Raw genomic sequence first — 19,070 nt, 5'->3', positions numbered from 1 at the left:
GCGCCCGGTTTCGCATCAGTCAGCCAAAAGGCACGTGCCGGCTGGTGCGCGCCGAGCCGCCCGAATTCCCCGAGCCGGCGGAGCGGTTTGCGAGCACGGCGTTGAGCTTGCGTAGTTGTTCTTCGCGGCGCGCCCGGAGCCGGGCCACGTCGTTGCGCAAGATGATGCGCGCTTCGTTGAGCCAGGGCTCCATGGGATCTTCGGCGCCGCGCTCCATCTCGATCAGGCGGTGAATGCGGACCTTGATCTCCGCGTCGATGTTCAGGACCGTCACCAGCGTATCTTCGGCCAGCTCGTTCATTTTTGTGCTCCGAATTATCGTTATGGACGTCGTTATCCCTGCTTTCCGGACGCGTTCGCGGGCGGGCGACGCATCGTCCGGCAGCGCTGGGAACGTCAGTATAAATAGCGGCTCAAGCAATGAATTCGTCCGTAATGCGTGCTTTACGAACATCGTCATGGGGGGTGCCATTCAATACGCATTGCTATACCATTCAATATGCATTGCTCTATGCTCGAAACGGGTTTCCCGGCTAATTTCCGGCTAATTTCCGGCTAACAACTCGCAGCAAGGGGACATCACGTGATCATGCAAAGGTTAATGATCCGCGCCACCCACGGCCGGCTCCAGGTCATTCCGGTCTGGCAATGCCTCTCCAGGAATGGCGCGAAGGTGTGCCGCTGGAGTGTGCGCGTCGATCGCAAAACGGGCGTGGAATCGATGACCGTCGACATCGCCATTGCGGGGCCGTACTGCACAGCCACTATCATCGCCACGCTCGGCGAGGCTCCGTTGAACATGTCGGTCACCCCGCTTCCCTCCGCGGCGGTTCCCGATCATCAAGCTCTGGCATGACGCTGCGTTCGAAGCAGCCGGTTCGTCCGCACAGATTAGACGACGATGAACAACGCCCAGGAGACGAACGCCCGTGTCGCGGCCTGGCTTCGCGCGCGCCGGCGGCAACTGACGCGGCACTGGCTGCGCGAGGTGCGCAAACAGATCCGCATCAAGCCGGTCAGCCATGATGCGGTCATAGGCCTGTTCGATCAGCTACCGGAGCTTTTTGACGAACTGTGCGCGATGCTGGAGCAAAACGGATCGCCGCGGACGACCGCGATGCGCGCGGCAAGCGACGCCCGCCAGCATGCACAGGAACGCTGGAAACAGGGGTTTGCGCTCGACGAGCTGTACGCCGAGCTTGACGTATTGCATCGGTGCGTTCAGGCGTACGTCCGGAAATATTTCCTCAGCATCCCGTCACGCCAGCATCAACCGGCCACGCACGCAACGATCGAAGCGTTTTTCAGCGACGCGATCCGGACCGGCATTGCCCAGTTTCAGTCCCAGGCGGACCGGCGCGTCAGCGAGGCAATCGGCGAACGCGACCGCGCCCTGGCCGGGCAGCACCGCAGCGAGGAACGGCTGCGCATCGCGACCGAAGCAGCGGGTCTCGGCATCTTCGAGTGGGATCCCGAGACGGATGGCGCCGTGTGGGAGAACGAGCGGATGTACGAGATTACCGGCCAGCCGACGAAACTCGGACCGCTCAGCGCACGCGAATTCACGCGCATTCTTGCGAGGCCCGAGGATGCGGCGCGGCTAGGCGAAGCGCTGGATGCGGCATCGGCCGGTCATCACGAGATGCATGCCACGTTTGAAATCTGCAGGCTGACGACCGGGGAGCGCCGCCATGTGGAAATCTGCGCCCGCTGCCTGCCCGATGCAACCGGCGCGCGGCAGGTCGTGGCCGGAACCCTGGCCGACATCACCGACCGTGTACTCGTGGAAGAAAAGCTCAAGGAGGCGGACCGGCGCAAGGATGTGTTTCTCGCGACGCTGGCGCACGAGTTGCGCAACCCGCTCGCCCCCATCCTGAACGCGGCGAGCCTTCTGAGGCGACGCGATATTTCGGCGCTGCAGCTGCGCTGGTTGCAGGGCGTGGTCGAGCGCCAGGCGAAGCACCTTGCAACCCTGATCGACGACCTGCTCGATCTTTCGCGCATTTCGGCAGGGAAGATTCGCCTGCGGCGCGAAGTGTTCGACATCAGGACCGCCATCGAGCGCGCGATCGAAATCAACGCGCCGGCAGCGGCGCGCCATGGTCACCGGCTGGAGATCAACGGCATTGCCCACGGCTCCTCGATCTATGTGCGCGGCGACCCCACGCGCCTCACGCAAGTGCTGTCCAACCTGCTCGACAACGCCAATAAATACACGGCCGACGGCGGCCATATCCGGCTGAGCCTCGACGCGACGGACCGGGAGGTGCGCGTGAGCGTGGAGGATAACGGCATCGGGATGGAGCCCTCCACAATCGCTTCGATGTTCGAAATGTTCGAGCAGGCCGCCGAAGTCAGCTCAAAGGGGACATCCGGGCTGGGCATTGGCCTGTCGGTGGCCCGGTCGCTGGTGGCGATGCATGGCGGAACCATCCAGGCAACCAGCGACGGCCGGGGCAAAGGCAGCCGCTTCGTCGTCACGCTGCCGGTCTGCCACGCACCCGCGCGCATCGCGGTGCAAGCTCCGCGGGCCGGCAACGGACCGGCCGCGCGCCTTCGCGTCCTGATCGTGGACGACAACGACGACGCTTCGGCCTCGCTGGCCGCGGTGCTGGAGGATCACGACGTTCATACCGCAAGCTGCGGCAAAGCAGCCCTGGAAATGGTGGACCGGCTCAAACCGCAGGTCGTCATCCTCGACCTGGGCCTGCCGGACGTCAGCGGCTATGAAGTTGCCGAGCGGATTTCGGGCCGCGCGGGGGCCAACGGGAGCGTCGGTCCGGTCCTCGTGGCGCTGACCGGATACGGCCTCGCCGAGGATGTCGAGCGCACCCGGCAGGTGGGCTTCGATCATCACATCGTCAAGCCGGCGCGACCGGAGCAAATCGCCACGCTGCTCGCGGAGATCGGCAAAACGGCAGCGGTGCGGGAACAGTGACGGTAGAGGGCGGCGCGGGCACATCGCCTGCGCGTCATGGGCCGTGACGGAGCGGCCTCACGCCGCTCCCATTTCCCGCGGAGACCGACGATGGACACCGCTCATTCTCGCTACCCCCGGCACCCCCTGCGCATGCAAAGCGCCACCGCATGGACCGCACTCTTCGCCGTGCCGCTCATCTGGATGCTGCATCTCGTCGTGTGCCTCGAACTCGTGTCGACGGCCTGCGCAGGCGGCATCACCCAGAGCGGCGAACTTCCGTGGGACGAAGTCGAGCGCTTCATCGCCTTCGCTTCCGCGCTGGCATTCGCCGTTTGCCTCGCGCTCGCGATTGCCACCGGGCGCGCCTGGCGGCGCATCGCCTCGCAGGTGAGCAGCAAGACCAATTCGGCGTGCTTCGTTGCCTGGTGCAGCGCCACTGCGGCTGTGGCCTTTACAGGCGCGCTGGCGCTCACCTCGTGTGTGCTGATTGCCGCCCCTTTCGACAGCATCTGCGCACCGTTCCACTAAACGCCGCGCCCTATGATTTCAACGGCGGTTATCAATCGCCGCTCTTTCCGTCTTCTGTGGCGGGCACCGCCGTTGACGCGCGAATGCGCATGATGGTTTGACGCGAGGTGCCAAAACGGCGCGCGATCTCGCTGATCGAGACGTCCTTCGCGAGCAGTTCGATGACCTCCTCCCGGTCTTGCGGCGAAAGCGAGCCTGGCCGGCCCGTGGGGCGCCCGCTCTCTTGCGCGCGCTTCAGGCTCGTGCTGCTGCGCTCGCTTCGGGTTTGCGCTTCCAGGCGAACGACGGCCTCGAGCATCTTGATCGCCTGAGACTCCGGATGGCTGGCCAGATCCATCTGACCAAACTCGATGCAGCGCACGGCAATCTTTTCCTTGCGGCATTTTTGCAGTGTCGCCAGCACGTCTCGGGCGCCGCTGCCGAGAGACGAGAGGTCGAGCACGACCAGTTCGTCGCCGGGCGCGGCGCGCCGCAACAGGCCGTTGAGCGCCGTGCGCTCCTCCGTGCCGACGCACTGCTGTACATGGTCGATCGCTACGCGGCTGAGCGCGACGGTATAACCGGCCTGGTCGAGGCGAATCAGCTCCTGCTCCGGGAAATAGGGGTCGCTCGGGCCATTGAGGTAGAAGTAAGTCTGTGGCAATTGACTCTCCGATCCGGTTTTAGCAGCAAGCAGCAACGCGTTAGTCCTGCCGCAAGCGGGCCACGACCGCCAGCGGGGTTGCGTCAGCAGCGCAGTTTTTTACAGGTGGACGTTTTGTAGCCGGCATTCTCGGCCAGCGGGATTGCCGCCTTGTGACCAAGGCCATGTTAATGCAGGCAGCATTTACCGTGCCTGCCCTGTCGTCAAAGCCAGCAGCGGCATCGGCACGGCTAGCGCGACCAGGCCGAGGCGCTGCTAGCCCGGCGCGCCGCTGAGATTGCTTGTCATCACGGTGGTCGGCGTGCCGATACAAGACGCACAACGCGCCGCTCTTGCAGCATAGTTCGATTGGGAAAGATCGGGAAACGCAAAACCGGCGCGAATGCGCGAACGCGAACAATCATGGCCTGCGTGTGCTACGAGGCCTCGGGAATGCTGAGTCATGGTCGTTACCTCGCTCTGGTTGCGTTGACGTTGCGTTGCGTTGTGTCCGGCAATGCGCAACGGATGTGCCAGCGCGCTCGCATGCGCTGCTGCAGGCATGATCGTTGCGAAGCGAAGCGGATTCATGCATGCCGGTGACCCATGGAGGCGAAGGTGCGGCGCAGTTTCTTGAATCCCTTGATCAGCGTGGTCGTGCTCACCCGCAACCGGCGCACGGAGGCCATGCGCACCGTGACGGCTTTGCTGCATCTGCCGGAACGGCCCGAGGTCATCGTGGTCGACAACGGCTCGACCGACGGCACGCCGCAACTGCTCGCCCATGCCTTTCCCGGACTGCGCATGCTGCGCTGCGAGTCCAACCTCGGGGCCGCCGGGCGCAATATTGGCGCAGCCCAGGTGGGCACGCGCTACGTCGCGTTCAGCGACGACGACACCGTCTGGCAGCCCGGCGCCCTCGCCGACGCGGTCAAACTGCTCGAACAGCATCCACGCATCGGCGCGCTCAGTGCGCGCGTGGTGGTCGGCGAGGCGCGCACGCTCGACCCCACCTGCGCGCGCATGGCCGCGAGCCCGCTCGCGGCCCCCGACCATCCGCTGCGCCGTCTGACCGGATTCATGGCGGGCGCCGTGGTGTTCCGCACCGCCCTCTTTCGCGAACTGGGCGGATACGAGCCGCGGCTTTTCATCGGCGGAGAGGAAGCGCTGCTCGCGCTCGACATGCTGCAGGCCGGCTACGACATTGCCTATGCGCCGTCGCTCGAAGCGCATCACCTCCCTTCGCCGGCGCGTGACAGCGCGCTGCGGCGGTGCGTGATCGCGCGCAACGCCGCGCTCGTCGCGTGGCTGCGGCTGCCGCGCCGCGAGGTTATCGCCGCAACATGGCGCGCGCTGACAACCGCATGCAAGGCGGCTCATCCCGGCGAGGATCTGCGCGCGCTCGTGCACGGCATTCGTTGGGCCGCGCGCCAGCGCAGCCCCGTCGCCACGCGCGTGCTGCGCATGCGCGAAGCCGTGTGGAACGCCGAGCGCGGGCATGCCGCGTCGTCGTCCATGTCGTCTTCGTCATCGCCGTCATGCGATCTGAAGCATAACTAACTGCGAGGCGCCAGGCGCCAGTAGCGCTCCGCGCGCGCCACATCAGGCGGATAGTGGCCGAACGCGCGCAACTGGCTCGGGTACGCGCCAACGGCACGGCGCTTGAGCGCCGCAAGCTGTCGACCGGGCGAGGCGTCCAACGCGTGCGGATGCCATGGGCTCGCGCACAGCAGCGCCGCTTCGATGCGGGCCAGGCCTTCGTCGAGCGCGCCCGGGATCGCGCGAAAGATGGCGTCCTCGTAGGCGATGCATTCGGCGATGCGCCGCGTGCGCAGCAGCAGCCTGCACGCCGCACCCACGCATTCGTGATCGCGATGCCAGAGCCCGAGCGGGAACACGGGCAGAAAGCGTCCATGCTGGCCAACGCGCTCGAATACTTCGGCCAACGCCGCTGCGATTGTTTCGGGCGGCTCCTCTGCACCGTACTGCGCGTCCACAAATTTCAGCCGCAGCGGCTTCGCGCCGCAACACGCGAGCGCGCATTCGTCTTCGCGGGGGCGTGCGCGCATCGCTTCGTGCGAATCGCGAAAGCCGCTTGCTTCGTCCCACGGCGTTCGCCTCGCAACGGCTGGCTCGCCCGCGAACACGGTGCAGACCACCGAGCCGCCGAAGCTCGCGAGCAGGCTGCCGCAACCGAGCACCGCATCGTCGAGATGCGGCGAGACGACGACGAGATGCGGTATGCGCCGCGGCGCGGCCAGCGCCGCAAAATGCGGTTTCATGGCTTACACGTAGGTTCTACAAGCAAGCTTCCACGAGCGCCGATGCACGAATCGGTCCGCATCGGGCATGCCAAAACCGGCGGCTTGCTGCGCGTTCAGGCGGCGCGCGATCACGAACGCCGTGCGCTCGCGAGCGCTTTGCCGAAGCAGTGAGCGTCATCGGCGCCGATGTACTCGCCGAACGGCTCGATGGTCTGGAAGCCATGCCGCTGATAGAAGGCCACCGCGCGGCGATTCGCGGCGCGGGTTTCCAGAATGACGCGCCGGTAGCCCATCAAAGCGGCCACGTCTTCGAGAAAATGCAGTATCACGGCGCCCGCGCCCGGCCATTGCGGGCGCCGGTAGATGCGCTTGAACTCCGCGATCTCGAACGAATAGTGCCGCAAGGCGCCGCAGCCGATTGCCTGGCCGTCGATCGTGCGCGCCACCGCAAAGGCGCTGCGCGAGCGCTGCACGTCCTCGATGTTGAAACAGCTTCGGGTCCGATCGTTGCATGAGTTCGAATGCCACGTCCGGCGAACCGCCGATTCTTGCGGGGCATCTACCCATCCAATTGAGGAGCACATCATGGCTTTGAAACCCGAATCGCAGCAAACCGGCGCACGCATCGTCGGCCAGGGCAACGAAACCGCGGCCGGTCCCGGTCCCTATGTCATGGCGGCAAGCACGCTGGAAGGCGACCGCGTGTTCAGTTCGGATAACCAGGAGATTGGCAAGATCAAGGAGATCATGCTGGAAGTCGACAGCGGACGCGTCGCCTATGCCGTGATGTCGAGCGGCGGGTTTCTCGGCATCGGCGACAAGCTGCTCGCGCTGCCCTGGTCCGCGCTTACGCTCGACACGACCAACAAGTGCTTCCTGCTGAACGTGAGCGCGGAACGCGTCAAGCACGCGCCCGGTTTCGACAAGGACCACTGGCCCGCCATGGCCGATCTCGAGTGGCGCACGACCGTGCACGAGTATTACGGCACGCCCGGGTACTGGGAAAACGGCTTGCTCGCCGAGCGCGGCGAAGACCTGCCGCCCGAAGAGCCTGGTTCGCTCGGTTCCCCGCAAGCGCGCGGAACGGTTGGACGCGGCGGCCGCGAACTCTGACTCTCGGCGGCCATCGCCGGCACGCGTGATGCATCAATAGGAGTGTTTCTTAAAAGGAGATCCATCATGCCGCTCAGCAAAGGAAAAACCCGCGAAGCCATTTCGAAGAACGTCAAGACAGAGATGAAGCACGGCAAATCGCAGAAGCAGGCGGTGGCCATCGCCCTGAATCAGGCCCGCAAGTCGGGCGCCAAGATTCCCAAGAAGCATTCGAAATAGCGTCGTTCGGTCAACCTCGAACCATTCGGCGTGGGCGCGTCCGGCAGGGCGCCCCCACGCCCTTCCTGCCCTACCCTGTGCGATCGATATCTTCTACAACGCAACGAAATTTCGATTCTTCACGGAGAACTTGCAACGCTTACCTGGCCGCCGTTGTATTCACGCCCACCTTCTGCGCGAGCGACTGCGCCATGCGTAATGGCATGCCGCCCTCTCAATTACGCAACCGGCTTGCCGATAACCAACCCTCCGCCGGTCCCACCGCGCGCTCGTCCGCCAGCCGCATCAGGCACGCGCTCTGCGGTCTCAGCAAGGCCGCAAAGCCCCGCCCAGGAGAACCGCCCATGCATCTCGCACAGCCGGCCCTGCTATCGGAGCAGCCGTGATCTCGGAATGGCTGCATCGTGGCACGTGGGCGCGCGCAGGGACGGCGGCCGGTTGCGCGCTTGGCTGCGCCATGGCGGCGAACGCTTGCCGCGCTGCCACGCCGCTTGCGTACTTTCTGCATAGCGCCGGACCGGCTTCCGCGCCGGTGAGGCTGCTGGGCTGGGGGCTCGCGGCGCTGTGCGTGGCCGTCTGCGTGGCGATCGCCGTGCTGCTGGCGATGGCGCTGCGCGCCACGCGCTCGGCGTGGGATGCGTCGCGGGCTCCGGACCAGGCCCTTACGGCGGAACAGCGAACCGCGGAACAAAAAGCAGAACAACAGGCAGAACAACAGGCAGAACAACGGGCAGAACAACGGGCAGAACAAACCGCAAACCGCTTCGTGGCCATCGGCACCGCCATTTCGACCGTGCTCCTGCTCGGCGCGCTCGTGGGCATGTTGCGGGTGCTGGCCATGGTCGCGGACCCGCCGCGCGAGAGCGCGCTCACCGTGCATGTGACGGCTTACGACTGGTGGTGGAAAGTGACCTATACGACGTCATCCGGCGCCGCTTTCGCAACGGCCAACGAGATTCACATCCCCACCGGCGCGCCGGTGCGGGTCGAGCTTGAAAGCGCCGATGTCGTCCACGCGTTCTGGGTGCCCGCGCTCGCGGGCAAGACCCAGGCGATCCCGGGGCAGATCAACCGGCAATGGATCCAGGCGGATCGCCCCGGCGTCTGGCGCGGCCAGTGCACGCAATTCTGCGGCCCTCAGCATGCGCACATGGCGCTCGAAGTCGTGGCGCAAGCGCCCGACGCCTTCGAGCAGTGGGCGAGCGCCCAGGCACGGCCCGCCGCCGCGCCTGGCAGTCCCGCCGCGCAGCGCGGCGCCAGCGTTTTCGCGGAGCACTGCGCGGCCTGCCACGCCGTGCGCGGCACCGATGCCAACGGCGCGCAGGGCCCCGACCTCACGCATCTCGCGTCGCGCCGGCTGATCGCCGCGGGCGCACTCGCCAACACCGCGGCCAACCGGCTCGACTGGATCGCCCATGCGCAGCAAATCAAGCCGGGCTCGCTGATGCCGTCCATCGCCCTCACGCCCGCCGAGGCCAGCGACCTGGGCGCCTGGCTCGACACGCTCCAGTGACAGCGCCACGACATGAACAATACTTCGGCATCCTCTTCACCAGGCCGCGCCACGGTGCCCTCCCGCCCGCGCGCGGCGCGCTTTTCGCGCGTGCCCGAAACCGGCACGGCGCCGCTCGACGAGCCCACCGTACGCCGCCTCGAAGCCATCTGGGAAACGCGCCCCGGCTGGCGCGGCTGGCTTTCCACGGTCGATCACAAGACCATCGGCATCCGTTACCTCGTCACCGCGTTCGTGTTCCTTCTGCTGGGCGGCGCGGAGGCGCTCGTCATGCGCGCCCAGCTCGCTCGGCCCAACGAAACGCTGCTCACGCCGCAGCAATACGACCAGCTCTTCACGATGCATGGCGTGACGATGATCTTCCTCTACGCGCTGCCCGTGCTGAGCGGCTTTTCCAACTATCTGTGGCCGCTCGTGCTCGGCTCGCGCGACATGGCGTTCCCGCGCCTGAACGCGCTTTCGTACTGGGTCTTTCTGGGCGCGGGCATCTTGCTCTACGCGAGCTTTCCGCGCGGCCAGGGCGCCGATGCGGGCTGGTTCAACTACGTGCCGCTCTCCTCGGCCGCCTACGATCCGGGGCCGAACATCGACGTCTACGCGCTCGGCATGGTGCTGCTCGGCATTTCCACGACGGTGGGCGCGGCCAACTTCATCATCACATTTTTGCGCATGCGCGCGAACGGCATGTCGATCGCGCGGCTGCCGATCCTCGTCTGGGGCACCTTCACGGCGTCGTGCGCCAATCTGCTCGCGGTGCCGTCCGTGAGCCTCGCGTTTTTCATGCTCTGGCTCGACCGCAACGTGGGCACGCACTTCTTCGACACCAGCGCGGACGGCCGTGCGCTGCTCTGGCAGCATCTGTTCTGGATCTTCGCGCATCCGTGGGTCTACGTAGTCGTGCTGCCGGCCATGGGCATCGTCTCCGAAGCCCTGCCGACTTTCTGCCGACGGCCGATCGCCGCCTACGCCGCCGTCGCGCTCTCGACGGTGGCGACCATGCTCGTGGGCTTCGAGGTCTGGCTGCACCACATGTTCGCGACCGGCCTGCCGCCGCTCGCGCTCGCGTTCTTCGGCGCGGCGAGCATGCTGATCTCGGTGCCGAGCACGATTGCCGTGTTCGCGTGGATCGCCACCATCTGGACCGGCAAGCCCGTATTCAAGACGCCGTTCCTCTACTTCGCGGGCTTCGTGCTGATGTTCACCGTGGGCGGCGTCTCGGGGGTCATGACGGCCGCCGTGCCGCTCGACTGGCAGCTCACCGACACCTACTTCGTGGTCGCGCATCTGCACTACGTGCTGCTCGGCATCAACGTGTTTCCGGTGCTGGGCGGGCTCGTCTACTGGTTCCCGAAGTTCACGGGGCGGCTGATGCACGAGCGCTTCGGGCAATGGACGTTCTGGGTGCTGTTCGCGGGCTTCAACCTCGGCTTCTTTCCGATGCACATCTCGGGGCTGCTCGGCATGCCGCGGCGCGTCTACACCTATCCCGAGGGCATGGGCTGGGACACCGCGAACCTCGTGACCACCATTGGCGCATTCGTGTTCGCCATCGGCATCGCCATGTTCATCGGCAACGCGCTCGCGAGCCTGCGGCGCGGCGAGCGCGCGGGGCCGAACCCGTGGCGCGCGGCGGGACTCGAATGGTCCACCTCTTCTCCGCCGCCGCCGTACAACTTCGCGGTCCTGCCGAGCGTGCGCTCGCGCGATCCGCTCTGGGCCAGCGACGCGCACCTCGCGCGCCCCGGCTATCTGCTGCATCGCGGCCGCGAGGCGCTCGGCATCACGCCGCTGGGCGGCGAGCCCGACGTCATCCTCAAGATGCCCGACGATGCGTATTCGCCGTTCGTACTCGGTGTGTCCGCAACGTTCGTGTTCGTCGGGCTGCTGCTGCACTCTGAGGCGCTCACGGCGCTCGCCGCGCTCGCGTGCGCCGCCGCGCTGCTCGCGTGGCTGTGGCCGCGCAAGGAACTCGGCCAGCGCGAGCCGTTCGTCCCTGAGCCCGCGCCGCCCGTCGATCCCGAACTCGACCCCGGATTCGACCCCGAAGCCCCCGGCAGCGACGACGAAAGCCTCGCGCTGCCCGTGGGCAGCGCCGGCGAGCACGCGGGCGGCTGGTGGGGCGTGCTCACGCTCGTGGTCACGGAAGCGGCGCTGTTCGGCTATCTGATCTTCTCGTACCTCTACCTCGCCTCGCAGAGCGCGCAGCCCTGGCCGCCCGAAGGCCTGCCCAAGCTCGGCGTGAGCGGCCTGAACACCGCGATCCTGCTCGCGAGCAGCGGGTTAGTCTGGCTCGCCGGCGCCTGCGTGCGGCGCGCCCGCACGCGGCCCGCGTTCTGGTCGATGGCGGCGGCCGTCGTGCTTGGCAGCGCATTCGTGGGCATCCAGTTTTTTGAATGGCATGCGCGGCCGTACGGGATCGCGTCGAATCTCTATGGTTCGCTCTACTTCACGATTACGGGCTTTCATATGGCCCACGTGATGGCCGGCGTCGTGATGCTGGTCTGGCTCGCCGTCTGGATCGCGCGCGGCTATTTCGACGGCCGGCGCGATGCCGCGCTCAATATCGGCGGCCTCTACTGGCACTTCGTCGATGTCGTGTGGCTCTTTATTTTCAGCGTGCTTTATCTCTCGCCTTACTGGTTCAGGAGCCGATGATGGAACCTGCCGCCGCTTCCGCCCACCCTGCGCCAACGCGCCTCCACCTCGCCGCCTGGTATGGTCTGCTTGGCGTGCCATTCGTCTGGATGGGGCACGTGCTGCTGTGCATGAGCCTCGTGGCCACGGCCTGCGTGGGCGGCATCGCACAGCGCAACGCCTTGCCGTGGAGTATCGTGCACTGGCTGCTCGCGCTGGCTTCGGTCGCCGCGTTCGCGCTCGCGCTGGCCGGCGTGATCGCGGCGCGCCGCGCGCTGCGCGGCTCGCTCGCGCTTCGCGGCCCCCAGCGCAATACGCTCCACTTCGTGGCCTGGTGCGGCGAGGCCATTTCCATCGCGTTCACCATCGGCCTCGTGTTCACGATATCGGTGCTGGTGGTGTTGCCGCTGCAGCATCTGTGTGAAGCATGGTGATTAACCGCCTTCGGCTTGCCGTGCTGCTGTGCGCCGCCGCGCTGTGCGCCGCCTGTCACGAAGAAGGCAGCGCGGCTAACGACGCCCGCAAGCCGCCGCCCGACGCGGCGCAGATCGCGCGCGGCAAGCAACTCGCGGAGGCCGGCGACTGCGCCTCGTGTCATGACTCCCCGCAACACCAGCCGTTCGCTGGCGGCGCCGCCGTGAATTCGCCGTTCGGCCCGATCTACGCGAGCAACATCACGCCCGATCCCGCGCATGGCATCGGCCGCTACACCCCGGCGCAATTCGCGGCGGCGCTGCAACGAGGCGCCGCGCCAGACGGCAAGCAGCTTTATCCGGCCATGCCCTACCCCTCGTTTGCCGCGCTCGCCTCGCGCGACGTGGACGCGCTCTACCAGTACTTCATGTACGGCGTCGCCCCGGTGGCGAACGAAGTGCAGCCGACGCGCCTGCCGTTTCCGTTCAACCAGCGCTGGGTGCTGCGGTTCTGGCGCCTCGCGTTCTCGCGCCATGGCCGCTACGAAGCGCAGCCGGGACAAACAGCGCAATGGAACCGCGGCGCATGGCTCGTGCAGGGGCTCGGCCATTGCGGCGCATGCCACACGCCGCGCGGCCCCGCCTATAACGAAATGGGCTACGACGAAGGCAGCCCTCTCTATCTCACCGGCGGCGTGACCGACAACTGGTTCGCACCGAACCTCACGGCCGACCCGGGCAGCGGCCTCGGGCGCTGGAGCGCCGACGACATCGCCGCGTTTCTGCGCAACGGGCACAACGCGCGCGCGTACGCATTCGGCGCGATGGCGCCCGTGGTGAGCGCAAGCACGCAACACCTGAGCGACGACGATCTGCAGGCCATCGCGATCTATCTGAAGTCGCTGCCCGCCCGTGCGCGCCATGGCGCCTACCACGACAGCGAGACGGCGCGCGCCGCGACCCGGCAAGTGTTGCAGGAAGGCTTGCCCGAGCGGCCCGGCGCGGGCGTGTATCTCGCGTACTGCGCGAAATGCCATGGCGCCGATGGGCGCGGCAAGCCCGGCAAGGCGCCGCCGCTCGCGGGCAGCACGCTCACACTGGCGGCGAATCCCACGAGCGCACTGCGCATCGTGATCGAGGGCAGCAAGAGCCCCGGGACCGCCGGCGGCGGCGCGCCGGTCGAGATGCCCGGCTTCCGCGCGAAATTGACCGACCGCGAAGTTGCCGAGGTTCTGAGCTTCGTGCGCGGCGCGTGGGGCAACAACGCCGCGCCGGTCGCGCCCGCCGACGCGACGCGTTTGCGCGAGGCGATTCATCGGTAGCGCCGGCCTCGCGCATCGCGGCGGGCGGCGCGCGCCCTTCATGCACCGCGCGCCGCCCGGCCAGGCAGGTCAGTCGACTAGTCGCCGTTGTTCCGGTTGGGGTCCGTCACGGCGGGGGGGCTGCCCGCATCGCCCGCATCGTTGGGGTTGCTGGAACGGCTCATGTCCGTCGACCGCTTGGTGTGCTTCTTCGAGTGCATTTTGGAGCCGTTCGTGTTCATTGAATTCGACGAGGAACCGGTGATGGCCGGAGCCTGCTCGACGCCCTGCGTGTTCGGCGGATAGACGCCCGTCGACTGGCCTCCCGCCGACCCTCCGGCTCCGCCGCCCATACCCGCGCCGGCAGCGCCGCCGCCTGCACCCGCCCCGCCGCCCGCGCCCGCACCGGCTGCTCCGGCACTGCCACCCGCGCTGCCTGCGCCCTGCGCGAGCGTGGCGCCGGACGCGGCCAGAACCGCGCTCAGTATCGCTGAAACGATCAATCGATTTCGCATCATGATTTGTGCTCCTTATCAATGTAGATGAGAAAAACAGATCCGCACGGTAGAAGCCGTGCGCCGCTGCCATCTTTAGCGCACGCGGTGTTCCTCCACCCGTTGCGCGCCGCGCAGGCGAATCGCCGGCAACGCGCTCCGGCGCGCACAATCCACGCGATCCATGCGGACGGCACGGCCTTTGCGCGCCGACCTGCATGGCCTCGCCTTGCCTGGAGACCCATCGATGAACCCCATGCCGATCGTGCTCACCTGGCCCGATTTCGCTGGCCGGATTGCCGTGGCCGTAGTCGCGGGTGCGCTGATCGGGTGGAATCGCGGCGAGTCCGGCAACGCCGCCGGCCTGCGCACAACCTTGCTCGTGTGCATCGCCGCCTGTCTCGCGATGCTTCAGGTGAACGTGCTCCTGCTTCAGCATGGCAAAGCCCCGGATTCCTTCGTCACGCTCGACTTGATGCGGCTGCCGCTCGGCATTCTTTCCGGGATGGGTTTTATCGGCGCGGGCTCGATTCTGCACAAGGACGGCCTCGTGCAAGGCGTCACCACGGCAGCCACGATGTGGTACGTCACGGTGATCGGTCTGTGCGCGGGCGGCGGCCAGTACGTGCTCGCGCTGGCGGGCACGGTGCTCGGCCTGATCGTCCTGCAGACCCTCCAACGGGTCGAGCGCCGCTTGCCGCGCGGCCGCCGCGCTCACGTCACGCTGGGCCACGATGCCGGCGAAAACCCGCGCGAGCGGCTCGAAGCGGCGCTGCACGGCCACCGCTGTCTCGTGGTGCCGCTGGGCGTGGCGCGCGAGGTCGGCGAAGGCATTGCGCACGGACGCCTCAATGCGTCGTTCGAAGTGCGCTGGCAAGCGAGCCCCAACAACGATGCCATCGAAAACGCGCTTTCGGAGCTCGTCGCGCGCTTGCATGACGAAGCGTCGTGGTCCATCGAGCGCTGAGCGGTGCGTTTTATCGTTGCCTCGCCATCGCATGAAGCAATTACGCGTAATGCCTGAACCAGGGCATCTGACGCCGCGCGCCGCTGGCCAGCGCCAATGCGCAGGCGACTGCGCTCAAGCCGCCACCGACTCCGCTTGCGCCGCGCGCGACCAGATGCGATGCTGCCCCGCCGCGTCGATAAACGCCCGCAGCACGTTGGCCACGTCGGCGGCATCGCCGTGCGCCACCCCATCGGATGGATCGGGCAACTGCGCCGCGTTCAGCACGACCCGGCCCGTGTCCACCGCGCCTATCGCCTTCAGATGCTTGAACGCCTCGCTCACGAAGTGGCGTGCGTCGCCCGATTGCGCGAGCGTCTGCGCAGCCTGTTCGCCGCCGGGCAGAAACACCGCGTCGAACATCACCGAGGGCATGCCCACAATCGTCGCGTCCGGCACGAGGCCGTCGAACGCTTCGAACGTGGGCGCCACCAGCAACGCCTGCGCGCCCGCCTTTGCCAACGCGTCGCGCAGTTGCCGGATCATCGCGCCGTCGCCGCCTGGCGCGCTCAGCAACGCGATCTTGCGCGTCGCAATGCCCGGCTTCACGCGATTGAGCAGGCTCAGCGCCGGCGATGCGGACGGCTGCGGCATGCCCGCGCTTTTGCCTGCGCTTTTGCCTTGCTGGTTGCCAGGCTTCGGCGCGGCCAGCCCGAGCGCGCTCGCGACGCGCGCGGCAAGATCGGCGTCGATGTTCGCGAGAATCTCGTTGACGGTGCGCTCGCGTATCTCCGGCTTCGTGACCTTGCCCAGCTCGAACGTGTACGCGGCCGCGATATGCGCCTGCTCGGGCGCGGACATGCTCCGGTAGAACATGGTGGCCTGCGAGAAGTGATCGGCGAACGAGTCGCTGCGCACGCGGATTTTCGCGCCCTCCATGCGTTCCTGGTAGCTTTCGAAGCCGCCCGCATCGGGAGGCGTCTCCTTCGGCCAGCCCCCGCTCACCGAATTGGGGCAATAGCGGGTCGTTCGTGAAATCGATGCCCGGCACGATATGGCCCGGATGAAACGCCACCTGCTCGGTCTCGGCGAAAAAATTGTCGGGGTTGCGGTTGAGCGTCATCTTGCCGATGAGCTTCACGGGCACGAGTTCCTCGGGCACGAGCTTGGTGGGGTCGAGCAAATCGAAGCCGAACTTGTGCTCGTCCTCTTCTTCGATCATCTGCACGCCCAGCTCGAACTCGGGGTAATCGCCGCGCTCGATCGCCTCCCACAAATCGCGCCGATGAAAGTCGGGGTCCTTGCCGGCGATCTTTTGCGCCTCGTCCCAGACGAGCGAGTACGAACCCAGCACGGGACGCCAGTGCCACTTGATGAAGCGCGCCTTGCCCGCCTGGTTGATGAGCCTGAAGGTGTGCACGAAGTCGGGAAACTTGATCGCGTCCTCGCAACGATCAAGGACATGGCAAACCTCCCTCGATTTCATTGCGTTACGATCGGCGCCGGCTCAGTCATCCTCCGCGCGAAAGTAACCGCTGTGCAGCACCACCGCGCCGTGGGCCTGGCCGATCGCTTCTGTGCACGCGGCATGGATGCGCGTCTCCCCCCGCGCGAACGCTCGGCGCAGCGACTCTTCGAGTGCCGAATCAGCACCGAAATGGTCTTCGAGCGCCTCGGCGGTAATGGCGCAGTCGAGCGGCACGCCGTCCACGTCGGCCACGAAGCGCATCAGGAGATTCGTGCCGTCGAAGCGCGGGGGGTCGTTCCGGTATCGAATATGCATTTCCGAATCCTCCCTGGTCCTCAAAAGGTTTCTGGTGCGGCGCCGACGACTGCAGCCACGCGATCAGTTCCGCGTTGAACGCCGGCAGGTCGTCGGGCTTGCGGCTCGTTACGAAATGCCTGTCGCGCACCACGCGCTCGTCCACCCAGGTGCCGTCCGCGTTGCGTATGTCGTCCTGCAGCGAGGGCCAGCTCGTCATGGTGCGCCCGCTCACGATGCCCGCCGAGACCGGCAGCCATCCGCGGCGTAGCCGCGTTGCCTTTAGTTCTTCCGTTCTTCGCAACCGGCGTGCCGCGCGCGCACGCAATCGAGCGGCAGCGCGCCCTCGCGGCCTGCCGCGATATCACCGTTGAGCAACCTTCAGGTCCCCGGCCCAGCGTGGCGCGTCGCCGTCGAGGCACACCGTCCCCTCGGGCGGATGGTTGAACAGGTCGTCTCGCGTGGCTTGGCCAATCGCGTCTCGCACCACGTCGGCGTGGTTGATGTAGTGATGGGCGTGGGCGATGTGGCGAGGAACGTCGAAGGCAATCCGCGCCTGCGCTTTTCCATCGGCTCTGAAGATCACGACGACTGGCAGGGCAAGCGTGCCGATAAACATGGCGCGGTGCTCCACTTCGCCATGGTCGAACCCGATAGCGAAAAAAGTGAACTCAACGGAATCGAGCAGCAGTTCGTCCACGACACATCGCCCATAAAGACGGGTGACCCGCTCATCGCCGCGATGCATGAAGCGGTTCCTCAACGGGCACACGCACACCTTCGCGAGCGCATCGCGCATGCCCGCTCGCATCAGGAATAGCCGATGCGGCATCAGGAGATGTGGCGACGCGAATCCTGGAGGCCCGCGTTGCACACCCATTCGATCACTTCAGGAGTCCATTATGGCAATAACCACCTCCCGAACCGGCGCACACATCGTTGGCAAAGGCAGTGAAACCGCATCCGGCCCCGGACCGTACATCATGGCGTCGAGCACGCTCGAAGGCGACCGTGTATTCAGTTCGGATAACGAAGATGTCGGCAAGATCAAGGAGGTTATGCTTGACGTGGAGTGCGGGAAAATCGCCTACGCTGTCATGTCGTGCGGCGGCATTCTCGGCATCGGCGACAAGCTGCTGGCGCTGCCCTGGGCTGCGCTCACGCTCGATACGACCCATAAATGCTTCGTCCTCAACGTGACGAGCAAACACATCAAGAACGCGCCGGGATTCGACAAGGACCACTGGCCGGCCATGGCCGACATCGGCTGGGCCACGACACTGCATGAGTATTACGGCGCGCGTGCGCACTGGGAAGACGAGCCCGTTGCGCAAACCGGCCCGGCGCAGTCGCCGAGGCGACCCGAACCGCCGGAAGCAGGCGGCGTAAAGCTCTAGCAGAGCGGCGCGCGGCGCCGCACCGGTGCGACGCCGCGCATTTGGCACACGGGATTGCCCCGGCCTACCTCCGCTTGCTGCCCCTGCGCCTGGCGGAGTTGGTATTCGCAATGGCATCGTTCTGCGTGCTCCGCTGATAATCTTCGCCGCCCCACCGGTCGGTATCCTTGAGTCCGCGCCGGATATCGTGGTACCCCTGCTTGCCGACGTGACGCGGCTCCTCTTCTTCTTGCGACTTGGGTTCCTGGTCGACTTCATGCGGCAGCAAGGGACCGGTGCTGTGAGCGTCGGTTGGCTTCTTCTTGCTGCCAATCGTCGATGTCTGACGAGAGAGCTTCATACTGGTCTCCGGTTGGCTACGCACGCTTCCCGGCGGGCAGTCCTGCCAGAAGCTCCGCCATTTCGTCGGCGTGCTCTTCTTCCTTGGCAAGAATGGTTTCCATCACGCGACGCGAGGTCGGGTCCCGATCGGAAAGGTACTGAATGATCTCGCGATAGCTGTCGATGGCGATGCGCTCCGCCACCAGGTCTTCGCGAACCATGGAGACCAGCGTATCGCCCTCGACGTATTCCGCGTGACTGCGTGTGCTCAGATCGTCGGGTGAAAAATTCGGCTCGCCGCCGAGTTGCACGATACGTGCCGCAATCTGGTCCGCATGCTCCCGCTCTTCGTTCGAATGCTCGAGGAACTCGTCGGCAATGCTCTTCGACTCGAGACCGGTGGCCATGAAATGATGCCTGCGGTAGCGCAGCATGCAGATCAGTTCGGTTGCGAGCGCATTGTTCAGCAATTCGAGCACGGCATCGCGGTCGGCGTGGTAACCAGGGGTGACTGCGCCCTGCGCAATATTTTCGCGTGCCCGTTTGCGGATCACTTCGAAGTCGGTCATGGATGGCTTCTGTGACATGGAGTTCTCCATCGGGGTTGGATTAAAAGCGCGTCG

At 66.2% G+C, this 19,070-nt stretch carries 20 protein-coding genes and 2 pseudogenes; 12 read left to right on the top strand and 10 right to left on the bottom strand.

What is annotated here, in order from left to right:
* Positions 1-19 precede the first annotated feature (19 nt).
* A complete protein-coding gene (locus NH14_RS03765) occupies positions 20-301 on the bottom strand; it encodes a hypothetical protein (protein ID WP_035521414.1) in 282 nt (93 codons plus the stop codon).
* Between the two features lie 300 nt (positions 302-601).
* Here NH14_RS03765 and NH14_RS03760 point away from each other — a divergent pair, with 300 nt between their 5' ends.
* The 3 genes from NH14_RS03760 to NH14_RS03750 all read left to right on the top strand — a co-directional run bounded on the left by NH14_RS03760 (position 602) and on the right by NH14_RS03750 (position 3,448).
* Complete coding sequence (locus NH14_RS03760; protein WP_035521416.1) at positions 602-856, top strand: hypothetical protein; 255 nt, start codon at positions 602-604, stop codon at positions 854-856.
* Between the two features lie 45 nt (positions 857-901).
* A complete protein-coding gene (locus NH14_RS03755) occupies positions 902-2,938 on the top strand; it encodes an ATP-binding response regulator (protein WP_035521418.1) in 2,037 nt (678 codons plus the stop codon).
* Positions 2,939-3,028: 90 nt separating this feature from the next.
* Complete coding sequence (locus tag NH14_RS03750; RefSeq protein WP_152617044.1) at positions 3,029-3,448, top strand: hypothetical protein; 420 nt, start codon at positions 3,029-3,031, stop codon at positions 3,446-3,448.
* A gap of 31 nt (positions 3,449-3,479) precedes the next feature.
* Here the strand turns inward: NH14_RS03750 and NH14_RS03745 are convergent, their stop codons facing one another.
* The gene (locus NH14_RS03745) at positions 3,480-4,091 is read right to left on the bottom strand and encodes a recombinase family protein (RefSeq protein WP_035521422.1); all 612 of its coding nucleotides are present in this window, start codon (positions 4,089-4,091) and stop codon (positions 3,480-3,482) included.
* 612 nt (positions 4,092-4,703) lie between these two features.
* Here NH14_RS03745 and NH14_RS03740 point away from each other — a divergent pair.
* Positions 4,704-5,630, top strand: a complete 927-nt coding sequence (locus NH14_RS03740; protein WP_237179504.1) for a glycosyltransferase family 2 protein — start codon at positions 4,704-4,706, stop codon at positions 5,628-5,630.
* On the opposite strand, the gene NH14_RS03735 is transcribed toward NH14_RS03740, so the two are convergent.
* Positions 5,627-6,352, bottom strand: coding sequence for a PIG-L deacetylase family protein (locus NH14_RS03735; RefSeq protein ID WP_052147752.1), 726 nt, complete (start codon positions 6,350-6,352; stop codon positions 5,627-5,629). The genes NH14_RS03740 and NH14_RS03735 overlap by 4 nt on opposite strands.
* Positions 6,353-6,462: 110 nt before the next feature.
* A complete protein-coding gene (locus NH14_RS03730; protein ID WP_052147753.1) occupies positions 6,463-6,807 on the bottom strand; it encodes a GNAT family N-acetyltransferase in 345 nt (114 codons plus the stop codon).
* Positions 6,808-6,919: 112 nt separating this feature from the next.
* Between NH14_RS03730 and NH14_RS03725 the strand changes: the two genes are divergently transcribed.
* The 6 genes from NH14_RS03725 to NH14_RS03700 all read left to right on the top strand — a co-directional run bounded on the left by NH14_RS03725 (position 6,920) and on the right by NH14_RS03700 (position 13,548).
* On the top strand, positions 6,920-7,447 hold the full coding sequence (locus NH14_RS03725) for a PRC-barrel domain-containing protein (protein WP_052147754.1): 528 nt from the start codon (positions 6,920-6,922) through the stop codon (positions 7,445-7,447).
* Positions 7,448-7,513: 66 nt separating this feature from the next.
* Positions 7,514-7,666 carry a DUF6496 domain-containing protein gene (locus tag NH14_RS03720; protein WP_167556472.1) on the top strand — a complete coding sequence of 51 codons (153 nt, stop codon included), beginning with the start codon at positions 7,514-7,516 and terminating at the stop codon, positions 7,664-7,666.
* 382 nt (positions 7,667-8,048) lie between these two features.
* Positions 8,049-9,179: a cytochrome c oxidase subunit II gene (gene coxB, locus NH14_RS03715; RefSeq protein WP_407947116.1), complete on the top strand. Its 1,131-nt coding sequence runs from the start codon at positions 8,049-8,051 to the stop codon at positions 9,177-9,179.
* A 12-nt stretch (positions 9,180-9,191) separates the two neighbouring features.
* Positions 9,192-11,834, top strand: coding sequence for a cytochrome c oxidase subunit I (gene ctaD / locus NH14_RS03710; protein WP_084225010.1), 2,643 nt, complete (start codon positions 9,192-9,194; stop codon positions 11,832-11,834).
* On the top strand, positions 11,831-12,247 hold the full coding sequence (locus NH14_RS03705) for a hypothetical protein (protein ID WP_152617046.1): 417 nt from the start codon (positions 11,831-11,833) through the stop codon (positions 12,245-12,247). Before ctaD ends, NH14_RS03705 begins: the two co-directional genes overlap by 4 nt.
* Positions 12,241-13,548 (top strand): c-type cytochrome, encoded by a 1,308-nt coding sequence (locus NH14_RS03700; protein WP_084225012.1) that lies wholly within the window; start codon positions 12,241-12,243, stop codon positions 13,546-13,548. The genes NH14_RS03705 and NH14_RS03700 overlap by 7 nt, the downstream gene beginning before the upstream one ends.
* Before the next feature lie 77 nt (positions 13,549-13,625).
* On the opposite strand, the gene NH14_RS33165 is transcribed toward NH14_RS03700, so the two are convergent.
* The gene (locus tag NH14_RS33165; RefSeq protein ID WP_052147755.1) at positions 13,626-14,045 is read right to left on the bottom strand and encodes a hypothetical protein; all 420 of its coding nucleotides are present in this window, start codon (positions 14,043-14,045) and stop codon (positions 13,626-13,628) included.
* 223 nt (positions 14,046-14,268) lie between these two features.
* Here NH14_RS33165 and NH14_RS03690 point away from each other — a divergent pair, with 223 nt between their 5' ends.
* Positions 14,269-14,988 carry an MgtC/SapB family protein gene (locus tag NH14_RS03690; protein WP_035521428.1) on the top strand — a complete coding sequence of 240 codons (720 nt, stop codon included), beginning with the start codon at positions 14,269-14,271 and terminating at the stop codon, positions 14,986-14,988.
* A 114-nt stretch (positions 14,989-15,102) separates the two neighbouring features.
* Here the strand turns inward: NH14_RS03690 and NH14_RS03685 are convergent.
* From NH14_RS03685 to NH14_RS03670, 3 genes and pseudogenes are all read right to left on the bottom strand, one after another.
* Positions 15,103-16,387 (bottom strand): annotated as a pseudogene (locus NH14_RS03685) (catalase); the annotation flags it as partial.
* Positions 16,388-16,613: 226 nt separating this feature from the next.
* Positions 16,614-16,991, bottom strand: a pseudogene (locus tag NH14_RS33345) (DJ-1/PfpI family protein); the annotation flags it as partial.
* 102 nt (positions 16,992-17,093) lie between these two features.
* Positions 17,094-17,528, bottom strand: a complete 435-nt coding sequence (locus tag NH14_RS03670) for a hypothetical protein (RefSeq protein WP_152617047.1) — start codon at positions 17,526-17,528, stop codon at positions 17,094-17,096.
* 103 nt (positions 17,529-17,631) lie between these two features.
* On the opposite strand from NH14_RS03670, the gene NH14_RS03665 reads away from it, so the two are divergent.
* Positions 17,632-18,126, top strand: coding sequence for a PRC-barrel domain-containing protein (locus NH14_RS03665; protein ID WP_035521434.1), 495 nt, complete (start codon positions 17,632-17,634; stop codon positions 18,124-18,126).
* 64 nt (positions 18,127-18,190) lie between these two features.
* Here the strand turns inward: NH14_RS03665 and NH14_RS03660 are convergent, their stop codons facing one another.
* Entirely contained in the window at positions 18,191-18,466 is a 276-nt protein-coding gene (locus tag NH14_RS03660) for a hypothetical protein (RefSeq protein ID WP_052147757.1), read from the bottom strand.
* 16 nt (positions 18,467-18,482) lie between these two features.
* Positions 18,483-19,034, bottom strand: coding sequence for a ferritin-like domain-containing protein (locus NH14_RS03655; protein WP_035521439.1), 552 nt, complete (start codon positions 19,032-19,034; stop codon positions 18,483-18,485).
* Positions 19,035-19,070: the final 36 nt, after the last annotated feature.

This window comes from Paraburkholderia sacchari (assembly GCF_000785435.2).
GTDB lineage: Bacteria > Pseudomonadota > Gammaproteobacteria > Burkholderiales > Burkholderiaceae > Paraburkholderia > Paraburkholderia sacchari.
This window is presented reverse-complemented; position numbering and strand designations above follow the sequence as displayed.

Bases quoted from the DNA above. Each gene is read 5' to 3' on its own strand.
- NH14_RS03755 (WP_035521418.1), top strand. From the start codon at position 902: ATGAACAACGCCCAGGAGACGAACGCCCGTGTCGCGGCCTGGCTTCGC.
- NH14_RS03655 (WP_035521439.1), bottom strand. From the start codon at position 19,034: ATGTCACAGAAGCCATCCATGACCGACTTCGAAGTGATCCGCAAACGG.
- NH14_RS33165 (WP_052147755.1), bottom strand. From the start codon at position 14,045: ATGATGCGAAATCGATTGATCGTTTCAGCGATACTGAGCGCGGTTCTG.
- NH14_RS03720 (WP_167556472.1), top strand. From the start codon at position 7,514: ATGCCGCTCAGCAAAGGAAAAACCCGCGAAGCCATTTCGAAGAACGTC.
- NH14_RS03665 (WP_035521434.1), top strand. From the start codon at position 17,632: ATGGCAATAACCACCTCCCGAACCGGCGCACACATCGTTGGCAAAGGC.
- NH14_RS03760 (WP_035521416.1), top strand. From the start codon at position 602: ATGATCCGCGCCACCCACGGCCGGCTCCAGGTCATTCCGGTCTGGCAA.
- NH14_RS03670 (WP_152617047.1), bottom strand. From the start codon at position 17,528: ATGCGCGATGCGCTCGCGAAGGTGTGCGTGTGCCCGTTGAGGAACCGC.
- NH14_RS03690 (WP_035521428.1), top strand. From the start codon at position 14,269: ATGAACCCCATGCCGATCGTGCTCACCTGGCCCGATTTCGCTGGCCGG.
- NH14_RS03750 (WP_152617044.1), top strand. From the start codon at position 3,029: ATGGACACCGCTCATTCTCGCTACCCCCGGCACCCCCTGCGCATGCAA.
- ctaD (WP_084225010.1), top strand. From the start codon at position 9,192: ATGAACAATACTTCGGCATCCTCTTCACCAGGCCGCGCCACGGTGCCC.
- NH14_RS03700 (WP_084225012.1), top strand. From the start codon at position 12,241: ATGGTGATTAACCGCCTTCGGCTTGCCGTGCTGCTGTGCGCCGCCGCG.
- NH14_RS03725 (WP_052147754.1), top strand. From the start codon at position 6,920: ATGGCTTTGAAACCCGAATCGCAGCAAACCGGCGCACGCATCGTCGGC.
- NH14_RS03660 (WP_052147757.1), bottom strand. From the start codon at position 18,466: ATGAAGCTCTCTCGTCAGACATCGACGATTGGCAGCAAGAAGAAGCCA.
- NH14_RS03735 (WP_052147752.1), bottom strand. From the start codon at position 6,352: ATGAAACCGCATTTTGCGGCGCTGGCCGCGCCGCGGCGCATACCGCAT.
- NH14_RS03705 (WP_152617046.1), top strand. From the start codon at position 11,831: ATGATGGAACCTGCCGCCGCTTCCGCCCACCCTGCGCCAACGCGCCTC.
- NH14_RS03765 (WP_035521414.1), bottom strand. From the start codon at position 301: ATGAACGAGCTGGCCGAAGATACGCTGGTGACGGTCCTGAACATCGAC.